This window comes from Brevundimonas sp. (assembly GCF_031082345.1).
Classification (GTDB): domain Bacteria; phylum Pseudomonadota; class Alphaproteobacteria; order Caulobacterales; family Caulobacteraceae; genus Brevundimonas.
Map to the genome: position 1 here is coordinate 1 of NZ_JAVHLH010000016.1, position 19991 is coordinate 19991.

22 protein-coding genes are annotated in these 19991 nt (G+C 70.0%); 8 read left to right on the forward strand and 14 right to left on the reverse strand.

The window, feature by feature from the left end:
• Positions 1-24: 24 nt before the first annotated feature.
• The 4 genes from RDU12_RS02030 to RDU12_RS02045 all read right to left on the reverse strand — a co-directional run bounded on the left by RDU12_RS02030 (position 25) and on the right by RDU12_RS02045 (position 2011).
• On the reverse strand, positions 25-447 hold the full coding sequence (locus RDU12_RS02030) for a VOC family protein (RefSeq protein ID WP_300290199.1): 423 nt from the start codon (positions 445-447) through the stop codon (positions 25-27).
• A 4-nt stretch (positions 448-451) separates the two neighbouring features.
• Entirely contained in the window at positions 452-925 is a 474-nt protein-coding gene (gene greA, locus RDU12_RS02035) for a transcription elongation factor GreA (protein ID WP_300290201.1), read from the reverse strand.
• A 117-nt stretch (positions 926-1042) separates the two neighbouring features.
• Positions 1043-1243 carry a hypothetical protein gene (locus RDU12_RS02040; protein ID WP_300290202.1) on the reverse strand — a complete coding sequence of 67 codons (201 nt, stop codon included), beginning with the start codon at positions 1241-1243 and terminating at the stop codon, positions 1043-1045.
• A 102-nt stretch (positions 1244-1345) separates the two neighbouring features.
• Entirely contained in the window at positions 1346-2011 is a 666-nt protein-coding gene (locus RDU12_RS02045; RefSeq protein ID WP_300290203.1) for a glutathione S-transferase family protein, read from the reverse strand.
• A 129-nt stretch (positions 2012-2140) separates the two neighbouring features.
• On the opposite strand from RDU12_RS02045, the gene RDU12_RS02050 reads away from it, so the two are divergent.
• Genes RDU12_RS02050 through mnmH form a run of 3 tightly spaced genes read left to right on the forward strand, consistent with a single transcriptional unit; the run spans position 2141 to position 5265 of the window.
• Positions 2141-3106: a hypothetical protein gene (locus tag RDU12_RS02050; protein ID WP_308684029.1), complete on the forward strand. Its 966-nt coding sequence runs from the start codon at positions 2141-2143 to the stop codon at positions 3104-3106.
• Between the two features lie 54 nt (positions 3107-3160).
• Positions 3161-4207, forward strand: a complete 1047-nt coding sequence (gene selD, locus RDU12_RS02055) for a selenide, water dikinase SelD (RefSeq protein WP_308684030.1) — start codon at positions 3161-3163, stop codon at positions 4205-4207.
• Positions 4204-5265, forward strand: coding sequence for a tRNA 2-selenouridine(34) synthase MnmH (mnmH, locus tag RDU12_RS02060; RefSeq protein ID WP_308684031.1), 1062 nt, complete (start codon positions 4204-4206; stop codon positions 5263-5265). Before selD ends, mnmH begins: the two co-directional genes overlap by 4 nt.
• Here mnmH and RDU12_RS02065 read toward each other — a convergent pair.
• Complete coding sequence (locus RDU12_RS02065) at positions 5252-5608, reverse strand: hypothetical protein (RefSeq protein ID WP_300293542.1); 357 nt, start codon at positions 5606-5608, stop codon at positions 5252-5254. The genes mnmH and RDU12_RS02065 overlap by 14 nt on opposite strands.
• Before the next feature lie 41 nt (positions 5609-5649).
• Entirely contained in the window at positions 5650-5781 is a 132-nt protein-coding gene (locus RDU12_RS02070) for a hypothetical protein (protein WP_300293540.1), read from the reverse strand.
• A gap of 156 nt (positions 5782-5937) precedes the next feature.
• On the opposite strand from RDU12_RS02070, the gene RDU12_RS02075 reads away from it, so the two are divergent.
• Positions 5938-7203: a dicarboxylate/amino acid:cation symporter gene (locus tag RDU12_RS02075; protein WP_308684032.1), complete on the forward strand. Its 1266-nt coding sequence runs from the start codon at positions 5938-5940 to the stop codon at positions 7201-7203.
• Here the strand turns inward: RDU12_RS02075 and RDU12_RS02080 are convergent.
• The 5 genes from RDU12_RS02080 to RDU12_RS02100 form a co-directional block, all read right to left on the reverse strand.
• Positions 7200-8069 carry a DUF5694 domain-containing protein gene (locus RDU12_RS02080; protein ID WP_300289464.1) on the reverse strand — a complete coding sequence of 290 codons (870 nt, stop codon included), beginning with the start codon at positions 8067-8069 and terminating at the stop codon, positions 7200-7202. The two genes, RDU12_RS02075 and RDU12_RS02080, sit on opposite strands and share 4 nt — an antisense overlap.
• Positions 8070-8183: 114 nt before the next feature.
• Positions 8184-8642: a hypothetical protein gene (locus RDU12_RS02085; RefSeq protein WP_300289465.1), complete on the reverse strand. Its 459-nt coding sequence runs from the start codon at positions 8640-8642 to the stop codon at positions 8184-8186.
• A gap of 331 nt (positions 8643-8973) precedes the next feature.
• Positions 8974-12279: a carbamoyl-phosphate synthase large subunit gene (carB, locus tag RDU12_RS02090; RefSeq protein WP_300289467.1), complete on the reverse strand. Its 3306-nt coding sequence runs from the start codon at positions 12277-12279 to the stop codon at positions 8974-8976.
• Between the two features lie 27 nt (positions 12280-12306).
• A complete protein-coding gene (locus RDU12_RS02095; RefSeq protein ID WP_293983485.1) occupies positions 12307-12621 on the reverse strand; it encodes a ribonuclease E inhibitor RraB in 315 nt (104 codons plus the stop codon).
• Positions 12622-12736: 115 nt separating this feature from the next.
• Positions 12737-13435: an HAD family hydrolase gene (locus RDU12_RS02100; RefSeq protein ID WP_300289469.1), complete on the reverse strand. Its 699-nt coding sequence runs from the start codon at positions 13433-13435 to the stop codon at positions 12737-12739.
• 175 nt (positions 13436-13610) lie between these two features.
• On the opposite strand from RDU12_RS02100, the gene RDU12_RS02105 reads away from it, so the two are divergent.
• From RDU12_RS02105 to carA, 4 genes are read left to right on the forward strand one after another with little or no spacing between them, the layout of a single operon-like run.
• Complete coding sequence (locus RDU12_RS02105; protein WP_308684033.1) at positions 13611-14435, forward strand: hypothetical protein; 825 nt, start codon at positions 13611-13613, stop codon at positions 14433-14435.
• 41 nt (positions 14436-14476) lie between these two features.
• Positions 14477-15475, forward strand: coding sequence for an aromatic ring-hydroxylating dioxygenase subunit alpha (locus RDU12_RS02110; RefSeq protein WP_300289471.1), 999 nt, complete (start codon positions 14477-14479; stop codon positions 15473-15475).
• Positions 15472-16809: an amino acid permease gene (locus RDU12_RS02115; protein WP_300289472.1), complete on the forward strand. Its 1338-nt coding sequence runs from the start codon at positions 15472-15474 to the stop codon at positions 16807-16809. The genes RDU12_RS02110 and RDU12_RS02115 overlap by 4 nt, the downstream gene beginning before the upstream one ends.
• Positions 16810-16855: 46 nt before the next feature.
• Positions 16856-18016, forward strand: coding sequence for a glutamine-hydrolyzing carbamoyl-phosphate synthase small subunit (gene carA, locus RDU12_RS02120; RefSeq protein WP_308684034.1), 1161 nt, complete (start codon positions 16856-16858; stop codon positions 18014-18016).
• Between the two features lie 334 nt (positions 18017-18350).
• Here carA and RDU12_RS02125 read toward each other — a convergent pair whose 3' ends face one another.
• From RDU12_RS02125 to RDU12_RS02135, 3 genes are all read right to left on the reverse strand, one after another.
• Positions 18351-19169, reverse strand: a complete 819-nt coding sequence (locus tag RDU12_RS02125) for an SIMPL domain-containing protein (RefSeq protein WP_300289475.1) — start codon at positions 19167-19169, stop codon at positions 18351-18353.
• A 55-nt stretch (positions 19170-19224) separates the two neighbouring features.
• Positions 19225-19692, reverse strand: a complete 468-nt coding sequence (locus RDU12_RS02130; protein ID WP_300289476.1) for a nuclear transport factor 2 family protein — start codon at positions 19690-19692, stop codon at positions 19225-19227.
• Positions 19693-19771: 79 nt separating this feature from the next.
• Positions 19772-19991 (reverse strand): hypothetical protein (locus RDU12_RS02135; protein ID WP_308684035.1); only part of this gene is annotated, 220 nt, incomplete at its 5' end.

Here is a 19991-nt window from a genome sequence, read left to right on the forward strand (position 1 = left end):
CGACCCATATGGACAGCGGCGGGGTCACGCCGGGTCGGGTTGCGGAATCCAGCACATGGCCTCGACCTTGTTGCCGTCGGGATCGCGCAGGAAGGCCGCGTAGTAGCCGGGGGCATATTCCGGCCGGGGGCCCGGCGCGCCGTCGCTGTAGCCGCCCGCCGCCAGTCCGGCCTCATGGAAGGCGACCACGGCGTCCGGGTCCGAGGCGTTGAAACAGACGTGGGCGCCCGCGCCCGCCACCGGGGCACCGCGGCTGTCGCGCGGCAGGCTGGCCCAGAATTCGGGGAAGGTCCGACCGTAGCCGATGCCGGCGCCGTGCTCCATGATCCGGCGGGCGCCGACGACCGCCAGCACGGCGTCATAGAAGACGCCGGCGCGGTGCAGGTCCGTGACGCCGACCGAAACGTGCGACACCAGAGGCGGGCGCGTTTCGGATGCAGCGGTCATCGGCCTATTTCCACTCGACCTTGAGGATTTCGTAGGCCTTCACCCCGCCGGGGGTGTTGACCTCGACCACGTCGCCGACCTCCTTGGAGATCATGGCGCGCGCGATCGGCGAAGCGACGGAAATCTTGCCCTGCTTCACATCGGCCTCGTGCTCGCCGACGATCTGGTAGCGGCCCTCTTCCTCGGTGTCCTCGTCGACCACGGTGACCGTGGCGCCGAACTTCACCTGGCTTCCGTTCAGCTTGGAGACGTCGATAACCTGGGCGCGGCTGATCCGGTCCTCGATCTCGGCGATCTGACCCTCGATCCAGCCCTGCCGTTCCTTGGCCGCGTGATACTCGGCGTTCTCAGACAGGTCGCCGTGTTCGCGGGCCTCCGAAATGGCCGCAATGACGCTCGGCCTCTCGACCGACTTCAATTGCTTCAACTGATCGTCGAGGGCACGGTAGCCCTCGGCCGTCATCGGCACTTTTTCCATATGTCGTGAGTTTCTTGGCTAGCCCGACTGACAGACTTACTCGGCACAAAGATCGCTGGGCGCAGGCGACCGGCCCAAGAGGGTAGGACGCCCGGGCGAAAGGTTCAAGGGCCTCTCTCAGACGGACCCGGACGCGGTTCGGTTCCGGTCGCGTCTGCGGACCTGTCGAACCAGGCTCCAGGCCAGCCAGCCGACCGCCGCGAGGCCCGCCGCCATGAACAGGCCGGACAGCAGCAGAACCCCCGCCGCCATGAAGGCGAGGATGAAGGCGACGGCGGCCGCGAGCGCGGCGATGACTTGTATGGTTTTCAGTCGCATGGCCCGTTAACGGTTCGGGCGCGCCCGGGTTGCGGCTCCGCTGGCCGCCTTTTCTCGTCCCGGTCGCAGTGTGGCTTCGGCGCCGGCCCGTCCGGCTCGTGATCAGGCGTAGCTGTAGGGCCCGCCCCGTTCCAGCGCCCGCTGATACGCCGGGCGGGCGTGGATGCGCTCCAGAAAGGCCTTCAGCCGCGGCTTGTCCGCGCCGTATCCGACCCGGCTGCCCGCCGCCTCGACCGGAAAGCTCATCATGATGTCGGCGGCCGAGAAGGCGTCGCCGGCGAACCACTCGGACTTCGCCAGTTCAGCCTCCCAATAGGCTGTATGCGCCGCCAGCTGCGGGTCGATCATCCGTTCGTTCATCCCCCGCGCGATGCCCTTGGCCACCGGCCGCGCCAGCAGCGGCGCCCGCTTCGGGATCTGGCTGAAGATCAGCTTCAGCAGCAACGGCGTCATCGCCGACCCCTCGGCGTAGTGCAGCCAGTAGGTGAAACGCCGCCCTTCCGGCGTCCCCCGCGCCGGGCGCAGGGCTGACCCGCCGTGGGTTTCCAGCAGATATTCGACGATGGCCCCGGTCTCGGCCAGCCGCGCCTCGCCGTCGTCGACCACCGGCGACTTGCCCAGCGGATGGATGGCCCTCAGCTCCGGCGGCGCCAGCATGGTCTTGGCGTCGCGCTGATACCGCTTCACCTCATAGGCCAGCCCCAGCTCCTCCAGCAGCCACAGCACCCGCTGCGAGCGGGAATCGTTCAGGTGGTGGACGGTGATCATGGCGTCGGCTCCGGGGAGGGATCAGGCGATATACGAAGCGTAGCCCATCAGGGATCAGCCGTGCAGTTTCGGAATGACTCGTCCGACCCCCGGCGGCATGGTGGCTTCAACCGAACGTGGAGCGACGGCGTGATCCAGTCCCTTGCCGCCCTGATGGCCGTCCTCGCCCTCGGAGGGGCGCAGGACCCCGTCCAGGACCCGCCGTCCCCGGCCGTCCAGCTCGAGGACGTTGAGGTGATCGCCCGGGCGCGGGCCGAGCGGGCGCGGGAGTTCGTCGGCGAGGTCGCGGCGCTGGCGCGCGGGCGGGGCCTCGGCCGCTGGCCCAAAATCTGCCCCGGCATCGCCAATCTGGACCGGGCGGTGGCCCAGCCGATCGTCGACCGGCTGGCCGCGCGGGCGGGCGAGCTCGGCATCGAGGTCGAGGGGCCGGGCTGCGAAGCCAATATCATCGTCGTCTTCACCGCCGACGCTGGAAACCTGACCCGCGCCCTGGTGGAGGCCGAGCCGCGCGTGTTCCGCGGTCAGGGCGGCGGCATAGACCGGGGCGGGGCGGCCCTGCGAGCGTTCCAGGCCGGCGAGCGGCCGGTGCGCTGGTGGTCGCTGAGCGTGCCGATCAACACCGAGACCGGACAGCGCGCCGTCCGCATCGCCGGCGACCGCTCCAGTGGTCACGTCGATCCCCGGGTCGCCGATATCCTGCGATGCAATCCACAGGATTGCGTCGGCGCGGGCGCGCCGATCATCCAGTCACACGGCGGCGCCTCGCGGCTGAACAGCCAGATCGTGGACCAGCTCTACAAGTCGATCGTCATCGTCGACATCGACTCGGTCTCGGGCCTGAACGCGGCGCAGCTGGGCGACTACCTGGCCATGGTCACCCTGGCCCAGGTCGACCTCGAGGCCGACACCGCCCCCTTCGACACCGTGCTGAATCTGTTCGAGGATCCGTCCAGCGTGACCGGCATGACCGATTGGGACTGGTCTTACCTGTCGGCCCTGTACGACTCCACCTCCCGCCGCCGCAGCGCCGCCGCCCAGGCCACCGCCGTCGCCTTCATCATGGCCCGCGCCCCGCCTCCCGAACCGGAGGAGTGAGACCCGGCCCGCCCGCCTGTTGAGTTCACCCGCGGTTTCGCCCTAAGCCGGGGCATGACCACCACCGAGCCCCGCCTGACCTCCCTCGCCCACGGCGGCGGTTGCGGCTGCAAGCTGGCCCCGGCCGTGCTGCGCGACATCCTCAAGGACCTGCCCCAGGCCGCGCCCTTCGCCAATCTGATGGTCGGGACCGAGACCAGCGACGACGCCGCCGTCTGGCGGCTGAACGACGAACAGGCCCTGGTGGCCACCACCGACTTCTTCATGCCGGTGGTCGATGATCCGTTCGACTTCGGCCAGATCGCCGCGACCAACGCCCTGTCGGACGTCTACGCCATGGGCGCGACGCCGATCTTCGCCCTGGCCCTCGTCGGCATGCCGGTCAACGTCCTGTCGACGGAGACCATCGGCCGCATCCTGCAGGGCGGAGCCTCGGTCTGCGCGGCGGCGGGCATCCCCGTGGCCGGCGGCCATTCGATCGACAGCGTCGAGCCGATCTACGGCCTCGTGGCCCTCGGCCTGGTCCATCCCGACCACGTCCTGACCAACCGCGGCGCGCGGCCCGGGGACGTGCTGATCCTGACCAAGGGCCTCGGCGTCGGCGTGCTCAGCGCGGCCTTCAAGTCCGGCTGGCTGGACGACGCCGGCTACGCCGCCCTGATCGCCTCCACGACGCAGCTCAACACCCTCGGCGCCCGGCTGGCCGGCCGCGAGGGCGTCCACGCCGTCACCGACGTCACCGGCTTCGGCCTTCTGGGTCATGCGCTCGAGATGGCCCGCGGCTCCGGCCTCACGGTCGAGCTCACCGCCGGACCGCCCCTGCTGGACGGCGTCGAGGCCCTGGCCGCGACCGGCGTGCGCACCGGCGCCTCGGGCCGAAACTGGGCCAGCTACGGCGAGGGCGTCGACCTGCCCGCGGGGCTCGACGACTGGCGCCGCGACCTGCTGACCGACCCCCAGACCTCCGGCGGCCTGCTCATCGCCGTGGCCGGGAGCGAGGCTCCGGCCCTGCTGGACCTCGCCCGGACTGAAGGCTTCGACCGCGCCGCCGTGGTCGGCCGCGTCGTCGACGGCCCGGCCCGGGTCCGCGTCCTCGCATGATCCGCCGCACCGTCGATCTGTCGCCCCAGGCCCGCGACGGCTTCGACGCCCTGATCGACGTGCGCAGCCCGGCCGAGTTCGCCCTCGACCACATCCCCGGCGCAATCAACCTGCCCGTTCTCGACGACGCCCAGCGCGCGGCGGTCGGGACCGAATACGTCCAGGGCTCCAAATTCCTCGCCCGCCGCACCGGCGCCGCCCTCGTGGCCCGCAACATCGCCGCCCATCTGGAGGACGCCTTGGGCGACCGCGACGGCTCCTTCCGTCCGCTGGTCTACTGCTGGCGCGGCGGTCAGCGCTCGGGGGCCATGGTCACGGTGATGGACCAGGTCGGCTGGCCGGTGACCGTGCTCGACGGCGGCTACCAGACCTGGCGGCGTCAGGTGAAGGCGGCCCTCTACGACGCGCCGCTGCCGCACCGTCTCGTCCTGCTCGACGGCCCCACCGGCGCCGGCAAGACGGCCCTACTCGGCGCCGTGGCCGCGCGCGGGACGCAGGTCCTCGACCTCGAGGCCCTCGCCGCCCATCGCGGCTCGCTGTTCGGGGCCATGCCCGGCGGCCAGCCGAGCCAGAAGGCCTTCGAGAGCCGCCTGCACGACGCCCTGTCCCGCCTTGACCCGGCCCGCCCGGTGCTGGTCGAGGCCGAGAGCAGCAAGATCGGCGCGCGCGTGATCCCGCCGTCGCTGTGGGCCGCCATGTCCGCGGCTCCGAGGATCCGCCTGGAGTCCCCGGTCCCGGTCCGCGCCGCCCGCACCGTGCGCGACTACGCCGCCATCGCCGCCGACCCGACCGCGCTCGACACCGCCCTGACCCGCCTGCCGCCCCATATCAGCAAGCAAATGGTTGCGGAGTGGCGCGCCCTCGCCGCCGCCGGGGAGGTCGAGGCCCTGGCCGCCGAGCTGATCGTCCACCACTACGACCCGGCCTATCGCCGCCAGGGTCAGGCCGGCGCTCGCGCGCAAGTCGCCAGCGTCGAGATCGCCTCGCTGGACGCCGCCGCCCTCGAGACAGCCGCCGATCAGGTCGCGGCGGCCGTGAGCGCCCTCAGCCCTTCGTGAGCATGTCCAGTCCGACCACGGCGCTGACGGCGACCGAGGCGACCACCCAGGTCAGGATCAGCGTCTTCCACGACACCCTCAGGCGGACGCTGCCGACCGCCAGCAAGGTGAACAGGCCCACGGTGACCAGCACCGGCAGGGTCCACATCCCCCAGCCCAGCCATTCACTGATCCGGGCCTCGTCGTTCGGATGGAACAGGCTGATGACCGTCGCCATGAACCGCATGAAGGCGGCCCAGAACAGGACCACCCAGGCCGCCGCGCTGGCCCGGGCCTGCACCAGCCACAGGGCGACGAGCGCCTGGACCACCGTCACCGCGGGCCCGGCGGCGGAGATGATCATCTGATCGGCCGCCTCGACCGTTCCGCGCGCCCCGGCGCTGTTCAGCCCGAATACGCCTCGTGGCCCAGCAGGACCGCCGCCAGCCAATGCCCGCCCTCGTGCAAAGCGAAGGTGACGAACCCCGCCACGAACACCCATGCATAGAAGCCCCAGCCCGTCCGCATCCCTTGCATCCGCCCCTCCCGCGACAGCCAGCGGCCCAGCTTGCGGGGCGGGGGCGGCGGGGTCGAGTTAAGGATCGTTCACGGCGGCGTATGCGACGGATGGTAAAATCCCCCGGCGGCGCCTAGCTTCGCCGGATGGCCGCTTCCCGACTCCGCTCCGCCCTGATGTCCCTGAGCCTGTGGGTGCTCGTCGCCCTGCTGGCCGGTCTGTTCGCGGGGGCCGCGGCCCAGGCCTGGGGTCTGCCCGGCGGCGCGGGAACCGCCGACCTGATCGGCGCGATCGGGACCCTGTGGCTCAACGCCCTGAAGATGACCATCATCCCGCTGGTCTTCAGCCTGCTGGTCACCGGCATCGCCTCGATCGCCGACGCGGCGGCGACCGGCCGGATGGCGCTGAAGGCGCTGATGGTCTTCGCCGTCCTCCTGCTCGGCGCCACCGTCTACGCCATCTTCGCCAACGAGGCCCTGCATCTGTTGTGGCCGATCGATCCGACCGGGGCCGCCGCCCTGCTGGCCGGCGCGCCCGACGCGGCGGTGGTGCGCGAGAGCGCGGCCGGCGGCGGCGTCGCGGCCTTCCTCGCCAATCTGGCTCCCGCCAATCCCGTGCGCGCCGCCGTCGAGGACAACATCCTCGGCATCGTGGTCTTCGCCATCGCCTTCGGTTTCGCCGTCACCCGGCTCGGCCCCAGCCGCCGCGCGCCGCTGGTGGAGTTCTTCGAGGCGGTGTCCGAGACCATGATCACCATCGTCCACTGGGTGCTGCTGGCCGCCCCCCTCGGCGTTTTCGCCCTGTCGATGGGGGTGGGGCTGAACGCCGGCCTCGGCGCCCTGGGCACCCTCGGCCACTATGTCTCCATGGTCGTCCTGGCCCAGATCGGCCTGATCGTCCTGATCTACGCCGTCGTCGTGCCCTGGGGCCGGATCGGCCTGGCGCGGTTCGCCCAGGGGATCATCCCCGCCCAGGTCGTCGCCTTCTCGACCCAGTCGTCCCTGGCCAGCCTGCCGGCCATGGTCGAGCAGGCGCGGTTGGCGCTCGGCGTCTCGACCCCGACGGCCGGTCTGGTCCTGCCGCTGGCGGTGGCGGTGTTCCGCATCACCAGCCCGGTCGCCAACCTCGCCGTGGTCATCTATGTCGCCCACCTGCACGGCGTCGACCTCGGCCCCGCCGCCTGGGTCGCCGGCGGCCTGACGGCCATCGCCATCTCCATCGGCTCGGTCGGCCTGCCGGGCCAGATCAGCTTCTTCGTCTCCGTCGCCCCGATCTGCCTGGCCATGGGCGTGCCGATCCAGGTCCTGCCCCTGCTGCTGGCGGTCGAGGTCATCCCCGACATCTTCCGCACCATCGGCAACGTCACCGGCGACCTCGCGGCGGCGCGGATCGTCGAGGGGCGCGACGCAACGGCCGAGCCCGATCCGACGGCGGGGATCTAGCGGGCGGACGGCGCCAGCCAGTCGCCCGGCCGCTCGACGTTGAACGCCCCGCTCTCCTCCGCGAACCGGTTCAGCAGGAAGGCGTGTCCGGCGCCGTAGATGACCAGCACCCGCTCGCCCGGATCGTCGGCCAGACGCACCAGATTGGCGAAGATCTTCAGGTTCCGCCCGTGCCAGGCCCCGACCCAGTTCGCCCCCTGATTGACTTCACGCCCGCCGAGCAGGGCGTATTCGTAATAGGTCCGGTGCATGCCCAGCAGGAACTCGGGCGTGTTCATCACCGCCAGCCATTCGGGGATGGGCCGGGACTGGACAAGGTCCGTCATGCGCTGGCCCCGCGCCGGATTCCGCAGCGTCGCCATGCGCGCCTGCTCGCCGGCGGCCTCGGCCCCGTCGATCCAATTGTAATCCGCCTCCTCGCCCGGCGGCATGTCGTTCCAGTCGACGCCGTAGACCCGCTCGTGGCCGAGCCGGGCCGCCAGCCGAAGGCCGATCTGGTCGACCTCGCTGGCCGTCAGGGCATAGGTCCCGGCGCGATAGTCGGCGTAGCGCCGGTCCAGTCTCGCCTGGCCGGTGGTGTCGATCTCCACCGCGATCCGCGTCGGCCGCCACCGGGCCAACGCCTCGACCACGGCCTCAATCTCCGCCTGCCGGGCCGGGCTCAATACATTATCGACCTCGGTGCGCAGCACGTCGGCGTTGTTGTTGGCCAGATGCGCGGTGCCCAGGACCATCAGGGCCGGTCGTTCGTCGATGCGCCGTTCGCTGAGCAGCTGGACGGGCTGCAGCGCCGGCGGCGTCTGCGCCGCGGCGGGCGCGGCGGCCGCCAGCGACAGGGCGAGAGCGAACAACAGGCGATGCGACATGAGGGGCTCCGGTGAAGGTTCGCCGGAGGCTTAGCCCTTGGGTTTCCGCGTGGCCCGTTACGAATTGTTCAGGCGCGAGCCGATCCGATGGCGGGCATATAGGGCGCCCGGGGCCTACCGGTCCGCGTCCGACCTCTCGCCCGCTTGCGACGCCCGTCGCCACTCGCGCTCGGCCGCCGCGTCCCACATGCGTTCCAGAGCCTCGACCGCCTGGGCAAGGGCGCGCGCCTCTGTAGCCCGCCCCTCGCCGACCAGGACGGTCGCGCGGTTCAGGGCGAGGGCGAGCGAGACCTCCGGATCGAGCCCGGACAGATCGGGCAGGTCTTCGGGCGGCGCCAGCGGGGCCAACCCCGGCCCTGGATCGTCGGCCCCGCCGCGCACCGGTTTCAGATCCATCTGTTCGGCGATCCGCTTGCGGGTCCAGCCCTCGGCCATGGCCCGCCGCCGCAGGTTCGACAGCCCGACATCGAATCGGCGCGCGACCGACGGCGCGGACTCCCCCGCCACATAGGCCTTGCGAACCTGCGCCCAGGTCTCCGGCCCGCGATATTTGCGCAAACGGTAGTGTTCCATCGGGAGAGGATCGCACGCCGTTACGTCAGAAACGGACGTATGCCGCCGCTTGGCCGTCCCACCAGCCCCTGCCGTCATCCTCGGGCTTGACCCGAGGATCAGACCGTCCGCTGCTCCGTCAGAAGGCGCACGGGCCCGCTCGCGGGGCCGTCCCAATCGCACAGTCCGCCTCTCGCCTCTGATCCTCGGGTCAAGCCCGAGGATGACGGATCGGAAAAGAAAGAACGCCCGCCTGATGGACCTTCAGCCTCCGCACTATTCTTCATGGCCGACCTGACCAAACTGCGCCCGTGTTTGCAGTCGCCCCATGGTCGAAATAGCCACGAACTGGTCAGTCGTGCGCATAATCCTGGATCGGTCGCACATCGAGGTCGCCGGCCTTGATCGCCCCGATGGCCTGCGACGCCGCCAGCGCCCCCGCCGTGGTGGTGTAATAGGGGATCTTCATCATCAGGGCCGTGCGGCGCAGGCTGAAGCTGTCCTGCAGCGACTGTTTGCCCTCGGTGGTGTTGAAGACCAGCTGGACCTCGCCGTTCTTCATCGCGTCGACGATGTGCGGCCGGCCTTCCAGCACCTTCTTGACCAGCCCGACCTCGAAGCCCTGTCCGGTCAGATAGGCGTGGGTTCCCGCCGTGGCGATGATCGAAAAACCCTCGCCGATCAGCGTCTGGACCGCCTCGACGATGAAGGGCTTGTCGTCCTCCTTGACCGAGACGAAGGCGCAGCCGGCGACGGGCAGGGTGGTGCCGCCGCCGATCTGGCTCTTGGCGAAGGCGCGGGCGAAGGCGGGGGCCATGTCGGCCTCGCCGTCACGCTTCCAGTCCAGCCCCATGACCTCGCCGGTCGAGCGCATCTCGGGACCCAGAACCGTGTCGACCCCGGCGAAGCGGGCGAACGGGAAGACCGCTTCCTTGACCGCGATATGGTCATACGGCTTGTCGGTCAGGCCGAAGGATTTCAGCGGCACGCCGGCCATGACCTTGGCCGCTATTGAAGCAATGGGTTGCCCGATGGTCTTGGCCACGAAGGGCGCCGTGCGGCTGGCGCGCGGATTGACCTCCAGCACGAAGATGCGCGGTTCGGCGCTGTGCGGCTCCTCGATGGCGAACTGGACGTTCATCAGGCCGCGCACCTTCAGGGCCCGGGCCATGGCCTCGGTCTGGCGCTTCAGCTCGGCCACCGTCTCCGCCGACAGGGAGTGGGGCGGCATCGAGCAGGCGCTGTCGCCCGAGTGCACCCCGGCCTCCTCGATATGCTCCAGCACCCCGGCCACGAACACCGTCTCGTCGTCGCACAGGGCGTCGACGTCGACCTCGGTGGCGCGGTTCAGATAGTGGTCGATCAGCACGGGGTCGTCGCCCGACACCCGCATGGCCTCGCCGACATAGCGGTCCAGCTGTTCGCGGTCGTGGACGATGACCATGCCGCGCCCGCCCAGCACATACGAGGGCCGCAGCACGACCGGATAGCCGACCTCGTCCGCCTTCTGCGCGGCTTCCTCGGCGCTGCGGGCCAGGCCGTTGGGCGGCTGCATCAGGCCGATGTCGTGCAGCATGACCTGGAAACGCTCGCGGTCCTCGGCAAGGTCGATGGAATCCAGCGAGGTGCCGAGGATGGGCACGCCGTCCTCGTGCAGCGCGTGGGCCAGCTTCAGCGGCGTCTGGCCGCCGAACTGGACGACCACGCCGATCAGGTCGCCGGTCGAGCGCTCGACCTCGATCAGCTCCAGCACGTCCTCGGCCGTCAGCGGCTCGAAATACAGCCGGTCGGAAGTGTCGTAGTCGGTCGAGACCGTCTCGGGGTTGCAGTTGACCATAATCGACTCGACGCCGATGTCGGCGAAGGCGAAGGCCGCGTGGCAGCAGCAGTAATCGAACTCGATCCCTTGCCCGATACGGTTCGGCCCGCCGCCCAGAATTATCGCCTTTTTTCTGTCGGTTGGAGCGGATTCGCACTGCGGAACCTGGCCCAGGGAGCCGGTCTCATAGGTCGAATACATATAGGCCGTGGCCGAGGCGAACTCGGCGGCGCAGGTGTCGATGCGCTTGAACACGGGGCGGACGTTCAGCGCGCGGCGGGCCTTGCGCACTGCGGCCTCGGTCGTGCCGGTCAGCTGGGCGAGACGGGCGTCGGCGAAGCCCTTGGCCTTCAGCTTGCGGAAGGCGGTGGCGTCGGTCGGCAGACCCGTGACGCGGATGTGGCCTTCGGTGCGCACGATGTCGGCGATCTGGCGCAGGAACCAGGGCTCGTACGAGCACGCCGCATTGACCTCTTCGACCGACAGGCCGTGGCGGAAGGCCTGGGCGATGACCAGAATGCGGTCCGGCGTCGGCTGCCCCAGCGCCCGCACCACGGCGGCTCGGGCCGAGGCGTCGTCCTCGACGTCGACAACGCCGTCGATGTCGATCTCGTTGAAGCCGGTCAGGCCGGTCTCCAGCCCGCGCAGGGCCTTCTGCATCGACTCCTGGAAGGTCCGCCCGATGGCCATGACCTCGCCGACCGACTTCATCGAGGTCGACAGGGTCGCCTCGGCGCCGGGGTATTTCTCGAAGGCGAAACGCGGAATCTTGGTGACGACATAGTCGATGCTCGGCTCGAACGAGGCCGGCGTGACCATGGTGATGTCGTTGGTCAGTTCATCCAGCGTGTAGCCGACGGCCAGGCGCGCCGCGACCTTGGCGATCGGGAAGCCGGTGGCCTTGGACGCCAGGGCCGAGGACCGCGACACCCGCGGGTTCATCTCGATCACCACCATGCGGCCGTCGGCCGGATTGATGGCCCACTGCACGTTCGATCCGCCGGTCTCGACGCCGATCTCGCGCAGGACGTTGATCGAGCCCGTGCGCATGCGCTGGTACTCTTTGTCGGTCAGCGTCAGGGCCGGGGCGACGGTGATGGAGTCGCCGGTGTGCACCCCCATCGGGTCGATGTTCTCGATCGAGCAGATGATGATGCAGTTGTCCGCCTTGTCGCGGACGACCTCCATCTCATACTCCTTCCAGCCCAGCACGCTTTCCTCGACCAGCACCTCGGTGGTCGGCGACAGGTCGAGGCCGCGTTCGACGATCTCGCGGTATTCCTCGACATTGTAGGCGATGCCGCCGCCGGTGCCGGCGAGGGTGAAGCTGGGCCGGACGATGGCCGGCAGGCCGACGAACTCCAGCGCGGCGTCGGCCTCGTCGATGTGGTGGATGGCCTTGGACCGCGGGCTCTCGAGACCCAGCTTGTCCATGGCGTCGCGGAATTTCTGGCGGTCCTCGGCCTTGTCGATGACGTCGGCGCGGGCCCCGATCATCTCGACGCCCCATTTCTTCAGCGCCCCGCTCGCATCCAGCGCCAGGGCCGTGTTCAGCGCCGTCTGCCCGCCCATGGTCGGCAGCAGGGCGTCGGGCCGCTCCTTGGCGATGATGCGCTCGACGAACTCCGGCGTGATCGGCTCGATATAGGTGGCGTCGGCCACCTCCGGGTCGGTCATGATCGTGGCCGGATTGGAGTTGACCAGGATGACCCGATACCCCTCCGCCTTCAGCGCCTTGCACGCCTGCACGCCCGAGTAATCGAACTCGCACGCCTGCCCGATCACAATGGGCCCCGCCCCAATGATCAGTATGGATTTCAAGTCTGTGCGTTTGGGCATGGGCCTGAGGCTCTTCTTCTTGGGTCTTCAGTTCGTCAGCACCGCGCACTCCCAGCCGTCGTAGTCCAGCTGGAAGGCCGCGGCCCAGGATTGCATCATGGTGGAGACGGGCGAGAACGATGCTTCGTCCACCGCCATCGTAGTTTCGAGGATGGTGCAGTCGTCGTCGCCCCGGGTCAGGAAGCCGGCCCGCCGCGCCACCTCATTCAGGTCGTCGTGGGCTCCGTCCCCGTAGAAGTAGAACAGGGTGTGCCGCGGCGTGACGCCGCTGTCGCCATGCGCCGCGAGGGACGCCCGGATCATGGCGTCGCGCTCTTCGTGAGGGACCTCATCTTCAAGCACGGGCGGTCACGCTCCTTGCGCGCGCGGACCCGGCGCGGGCGGCGGCCAGCGCGGATCAGTTCGGGTTGTCGGCTAAGCGGCCCGTCTAAAGACGGGGGGGCGGAGGAGCAAGCGCTTATCCGTCCGACCGCCCATCGATCCAGTCCGGCAGGGCGGTGATGCTGTTGAGCGCGCCGTAGCGCGGGTGGGCTTCGGGCGCATCCGCCAACTCGTGCGCCCAGGTGATCGCATAGGGGATATGGACCGCGAAGGCCCCCGCATCCAGCGCCGGCAGGACGTCGGACTTCATCGAGTTCCCGGCCATCACGGCCTCGCCCGGTCCCGTGCCATGCCGGGCGAACACCCGCTCGTAGGTCGTCCGGTCCTTCTCCGAGACGATCTCCACGGCCGCGAACAGCTCGCCCAATCCGGACGCCGCCAGCTTGCGTTCCTGGTCCAGCAGATCGCCCTTCGTGACCAGCACCAGCCGGTAGCGCTCCGACAGCCGGGCCAGGGCCTCGTCGACGCCGGGGAGGGTCTCGACCGGATGGGCCAGCATCTCGCGGCCGGCCGCCAGGATCTCGCGGATCACGCCGGCGGGCGGATCGCCGCCGCACATCTCCATCGCCGTCTCGATCATGGAAAGGGTGAACCCCTTCACGCCGTAACCATAGAGCCGCAGATTGCGCCGTTCGATTTCGGCCAGCCGCGCCTCGATCGCGCCGTTGTCGTGGTCCGTCAGCAGCTCGAGAAACCGCGCCTGGGTCAGCCGGAAGACGGTTTCGTTGTGCCAGAGCGTGTCGTCGGCATCGAGGCCGACCGTGGTGATGGTCATGGGCTCTCCTGACGCGCGCCGACGGTCCGGTCAACGTCTGGAACAGGGCGGAGTCCCGCGCCGGGAATCGGCATGGTTATCGGCCTTTGACCACCTTCGTCAGCAATGTGTTTTCACCTTGCGGCGCTTCTGAACCCAAGGGGGCCTTTCTTTCGACCGGCTGGAGACAACGGTCATGAGGCACGACCCAGGGTACCCCGCCACGTTCACGCGCTCGTTGGCGGACGACGTGCCGGAGGATGGACTGAAGGAAGCGATCGCCCACATCGGCGAGCGCCGGTCCTATGCGGCCCCCTATGAGAGCCTGACCTTCTCGCTTCTGACCCGCGCCCGGCGCGAACTGGTCGTGACCCTGGCGGCGCAGCCCGTCTTCGATCTCGTCCGCTCCACCCCCGTCGCACGACGGATTCGCCGGAGCGTGCGCCATCGCGGCGGCGAAACCGCCCTGATCGGACTGGGCCGCCGCACGCTCGAGCCCGTGGACCTGATCCGCATCGACACCCAGACCCTCCGGAACGGCCTCGACCTGTTGCGCCTCGGGACACATGACAGCGGCGTGCTGCCCGCCTTCTGGCGCACGATGGCCTCGAGCGGCGGCCGGTTCGACCTGCTGTGCGCGGAGATGCAGCACGAGTCCGCGCCGGGGACCCTTCTGATCGAGGTCATGGGAGGGCTGGAGCAGGCCCCGGTAGACGCTATTCAGGAAGCGATCGAACATTTCGAGACGGGGTCGCTGGGGCTGATTCTGCATATCGCGCCGGACGCCGGCGCGGCGGCGCGGCTGTCGCAGGTGCGGGCCCAGTGCCTGGCGATCGACTTCGCCGGCGTCGAGCACGAGCGCGCCCGCGACTGGCAGGGGGCGGCGCAACTGATCGGGGCGGCCCGGCGAGCCTGCCCGCAGGTGATGTTGCTCAACCTGCGACCGGATCGGGGGCTGGCCGCCCAGGCCGCCGGGGCCACCCACGCCGTGTTCGCGGGCATGGAGGCCGTTATCGTCTGAGGACGGTTGACGTCGCGGCCGGCCGCGGGCCTTGATCGGCCATGCAGGTCACGCTTCCCGCCCGTCTCTATGGTTGTCCCGACGCCTGGCTCCGGGAGCGGACGGCGGTGTTCGGCCGCGCCTGGCTGTTCCTGGGACACGAAGCGGAAGCGACCGCTCCGGGGGATTGGATCGCGACCGATATCGCCGGACACAGGCTGCTGGTCGTCCGCGGGAAGGACGGGGTGCTGCGGGCGTTCCACAACGTCTGCCGTCACCGGGCCGGACCGTTGGCGCAGGGCGCCGCCGGCCACTGCGATGGCGAACTGGTCTGCGCCTACCATGGCTGGCGCTATGCGCTGGACGGCCGGCTGCGGGCGGCGACCGGGTTTGGATCTGTCGACGGGTTCGATCCCCGCGACTTCGGCCTTCTGGGCGTGCGCCTGGAGACCTGGCGGGGGCTGGCTTTCGTGAACCTCGACCCCGAGGCGGCGCCGCTCGCCGCGCATGTCGGACCGCTGGAGACGTTGCTTGCGGAGCGGGGTCTGGAGATCGCCGCGCCGGCCCTGCGCCGGAGCCACGATCTGGCCTGCGACTGGAAGGTCTATGTCGAGAACTATCTGGAGGGCTACCACATCGGGGCGGTGCATCCGGCGCTGGCGGGGGAGCTGGGCGCGGCCGAGTATCGGGTCCGGGTCGAGGGCGATCTGGTCGTGCAGGAGGCGGTCGGCGTCAACGACGGCCCGCAGGCGGGCGTCTGGGGCTGGCTGTGGCCGAACCTGGGGATCAACGTCTATCGGGACGGGGCCATGATCGAGCGGATGACGCCGGTGGGGCCGGGGCGAACGCGGCTGGACTATCTGTTCCTCAACGACGGCGGCGCGAACGCGTTGCGAGAGGCGCTGGCGGCTTCCGATCGTTTGACGGCCGAGGACGTCCGCATCTGCGAGGCGGTGCAGGCCAATCTCTTGGCCGGGGCCTATGATACGGGCGTGCTCAGCGCCCGGCATGAGGCCGCCGTGGCTTGGTTCCAGTCCCGTCTCGCCGAGGTTCATGCATGACCGACGTCCGTCCGAACCTTCCGCTGGCCGAGGAGCCGCTGACGGAGCGACACAAGCTGGGCTGGGGGCTGGCGGCGCTGGTCGTGGCCGGAAACATGATCGGCTCGGGCGTCTACCTGCTGCCCGTCAGTCTGGCGCCGGTGGGCAGCTCCAGCCTGATCGGCTGGCTGGTGGCGGGGGCGGGGGCGGTGACGCTGGCGCTGGTGTTCGGCGCGCTGGGCCGGTTGCAGCCGGACGCGGACGGGCTGCCGGGCTTCGCGGAGCGGGGGCTGGGCCGCTTCTTCGGCTATCAGACGGCGCTGGCCTTCTGGACCGCCTGCCTCGTCGGCAATGTCGCCATCGCGGTGGCGGCGACAGGCTACCTGGGCTTCTTCTGGCCGGTGCTGAGGGACCCGGTGGCGGCGACCTTCTGCAACCTCGGCATCATCTGGCTGGCGACCTTCGCCTACATCATCGGCGCGCGGACGGCGTCGAGCCTGGCGGCGGTGGCGCTGGCCATCGGCCTGGCGCCGATCGTCATCGCCGTCGCGGCGGGGGTCATGGCCTTCGACCCTCAGACCTTCGCCGACTCCTGGAGCCCGTCGGGAACGCCGCTGCTCCAGAGCGTGCCGGCGTCGCTGGCGATCATCTTCTGGGCCTTTCTCGGGGTCGAGAGCGCAGCGGCGCTGTCGGTCCGGGTCAAGCATCCCGGACGCGACGTCGGGCGGGCGTCGGTGGCGGGCGTGTTGCTGGCGACGGTCATCTACATCGCGGCGACGGTGGCCGTGTTCGGGGTCATCCCCGCCGACGTGCTGGCCGAGTCGAGCAGTCCGTACGCCGATCTGGCGGCGCGGGTGTTCGGGGCCTCGATCGCCGGGATCGTGGCCGTCTGCGCCGTGATCAAGACGATCGGCACCGTCGGCGGCTGGGTCATGCTGGGCGGCGAGACGGCGCGGTCGGCGGCGCGGCAGGGCTATCTGCCCTCCGGCTTCGGGGCCGGCGAGCGCACCCCGATCGCCAATCCGCTGCTGGGCGGGGCGATCATGAGCGTGGTCGCGGTGATCTCGGGCCAGCCGACCTTGGGCGGCCAGTTCGGAATGCTGGTCGGGGTCACGGCGGTGCTCAGTCTGGTGGTCTACGCCATCTGTTCGGCGGCCCTGTTCCGGCTGGCGCGGCGCTCGCGGGCGCGGATCACGGCCGTCGTCGGCTTCCTGTTCGCCACCGCCGCCGTGGCCGCCGCCGCGCCGGGATACATCCTGCCGACGGTCGGCTTCTTCGTCGTGACGAGCCTGGCGTGGATGGCGTTCCTCAGAAAGTCGCGCTCGCGCGTTGACCCCGTGGCGGGCGACGCCTAACCACCGCGCCGTTTGCTCGCCGGGATTCGGTGTTACGGAGCCTGCCATGACCACCAAGCTTCTTCCCGGCGTCACCGGCGTGCTCGCGCTGGCGGACGGAACCATCCTGCAGGGCCTCGGCTGCGGCGCGACCGGCTCGGCCCTCGGCGAGGTCGTCTTCAACACCGCCATGACCGGCTATCAGGAGATCCTGACCGACCCGTCCTACATGAGCCAGATCCTCGCCTTCACCTTCCCGCACGTCGGCAACACAGGGGTGAATATGGAGGACATCGAACAGATCGGCGGCGGGTCCGACACCGCGGCGCGCGGGGCGATCTTCCGCGACATGCCGACCGATCCGGCCAACTGGCGCAGCGAGAGCGATTTCGACGGCTGGATGAAGCGGCGCGGCGTGGTCGGGCTGGCCGGTGCCGACACCCGGGCGCTGACGGCGCGCATCCGCGACGCCGGCGCGCCGCACGCGGTGATCGCCCACGATCCGGAAGGCCGCTTCGATCTGGAGGCCCTGACAGCCCAGGCGAAGGCGTGGACCGGGCTGGTCGGCCTCGACCTGGCCAAGGACGCCTCGACCCTGCAGTCGTTCGACTGGGACGAGGGGCTGTGGGACTGGCCCGAAGGCCATCCGCGCGTCGACGCGTCGAACCGGTCGGTGGTGGTCATCGACTATGGCGTGAAGCGCAACATCCTGCGCGCCCTGGCCTCGACCGGCGCGAAGATCACCGTGGTCCCGGCCGACACCACGGCCGAGGCCATTCTGGCGCGCAATCCGGACGGGGTGGTGCTGTCCAACGGGCCGGGCGATCCGGCCGCGACGGGCGTCTACGCCGTGCCGGAAATCCGCAAGCTGGTCGACAGCGGCAAGCCGATGTTCGGCATCTGCCTCGGCCACCAGATGCTGGCCCTCGCGCTGGGGGCGAAGACGATCAAGATGGATCAGGGCCACCACGGGGCCAACCATCCGGTCAAGGACCTGACCACGGGCAAGGTTGAGATCGTGTCGATGAACCACGGCTTCACCGTCGACCGCGACAGTCTGCCGGACGCGGTGGTCGAGACCCACGTCAGCCTGTTCGACGGCACCAACTGCGGCATCGCCCTGAAGGACCGGCCGGTGTTCAGCGTGCAACATCACCCGGAGGCGTCGCCGGGACCGACCGACAGCCTCTACCTGTTCCAGCGCTTCGCGGACTCGATGAAGGGCTGAGGCTGCGATCGCATCCCGGGGGTACGGGATGACAGGGTGCGTCTTCAAAAAATGCGATGTGCGAGTCCGCCTGATCAGACTCGCACGCCCTGACTGGGCGAAAACCGGGCCTGAAGGCGGCGCCGGTGCGGATCTGTGCTGTCAAAGACCAGGCCCGGTGGGGCTTTGAGCAGTGAAGCACGGTGCTGCGTCAGAAGCGGACGTGGGCGCGACAAGGCGCGATTTCGACTGCCGGCGAAGGCGCGCGGGAGTGTCGGAATGACCCGCGAAGTGTCGGGATGACAGGGTATGGGTTGGCAGGGTTTTGGCCCTCCCGGCCCGTCAGTGGACCCGCCTACTCCTCGAACCCGAACCGCACCGCCACGCTGACCAAGGCGTTCTCGCCGTCGTGGGAGCGCATCAGGACGCTGACGTAGCGGACAGGCCCGAGACGGCGGCCGGAGGCTTCGGCGATGGTTTCGGCCTGGGCGCGGGCCTTGCGCACGCCGTCGGCCGTGGCCTGATTCCAGACCGCCTCGCCCGGGTCGCGGGCGCCGTCCAGTCCGAGCAGGGACAGGAAGGGCGTCATGGCGCCGAGGTTCAGGCCGTTCAGGCTATCGTCCAGATTGCTCACGCCGGCGTCGACGAGGGCGTCGACGAACTCGGGCAGGCGTGACTCGTTCGGCCGATCCAGCTTGACCTGGACGGAGGCGGTCACGGTGCGGGGATCGGTTTCGCCCGCAGCGGCGTCGATCCCGGCGGCCGCGGCGTCCGGGTCATCCCAATCGATGTCAGCCATGGGAGCGTCGCCGCTCAACCAGGCGGGCGTCGTCTCGCCGATCGAATAGTTGGTGGCGCCGACATCCATGGCGACGTCGAAGCGGTTGGCGACGGAGCGGACGCGCTCCAGCTGGGCGTTGCGGTCGGCGACGGCCGCGACCGCCGTCTGGCCCGTTCCCTTGATGGTGACCGTCATCGGCGTCGAGGCGGCGGCCGGCATCGGCGCCTCGCCCTGGGCGGTGACGAACAGGCCGGGACCGCCGGTCATCGATTCCGCCATGCTCTGGCCGAACTGATCGACCGCGGCGGCGACGGGGCCGGCGATGTCCTGCGCCGCGACGGGCGTGGTTGTGGCGAGCGCGGCGACGGCCGCGGCGATGGCGAGACGGTTCATGGTTCTGTTCCCCCCGGAGATGTGGGGAGACACAACCACAGGAGTCTGGCCGTGGCTAGTTGGCCGCCGCCTTCGGTTCGGCCTGGAACATCTTGTTGACGATCACCCAGCGGCCGTCGATGCGCGACAGGGCCATGTAGTCGGTGAAGCGCACCGTCGGGTAGTCCAGCACGATCTTGGCCACGGCGGTGTCGCCCGTGATGTCGATGCTCTCGATCCAGCGGCGGCGCTGCGCCTCGTCGGCGGGCGGGGCGCCGGACGCGCGGCTGATGTACTGCTCCGCCGTCATCCGGATCAGCGTCCCGTTGCGCATGCCCCAGAGCTGGGCGTCCGGGTGGAAGGCGGGGCGGAAGTCTTCGGCGCGTCCGGTGGCGTGGCCGCGAAGGTAGGCTTCAAGCGGCGCGCGCACGGCGGCGTCGACGGCCTGGACCTCGGGGGAATGGGCGCGCCAGGCGTCCTGGGCGAAGGCGGGCGCGGCCGTCAGGACGGCGGCGAGAGCGGCGGCGATGATCAGCGGTTTCATGGCGGTCTCCGTCCCCGATCCCCGGTCACAGCCAAGCATGTTCGGGAGAGGGGGTGAAGAGCCCGGCCGAACGAGCGCGTCAGGGCAGGGGCGCGAAGCTCTTTTCCTCGCGCAGGGCGCTGGCCTTGCGGACGGCCACCGGCGCGGCGTTGAGCCAGTAGTCGGCGTCTTCCGACCGGTTGCTGCGCCGACGCTCGAGGCCGCGCCTGCGGCGCAGGGCCGCGTTCTCGAGCAGGCGCGCGTGCAGGGCGCGGGGCGACAGTTCGGCGATGGCGGGGGAGCCGGGGACGGCGACGGCG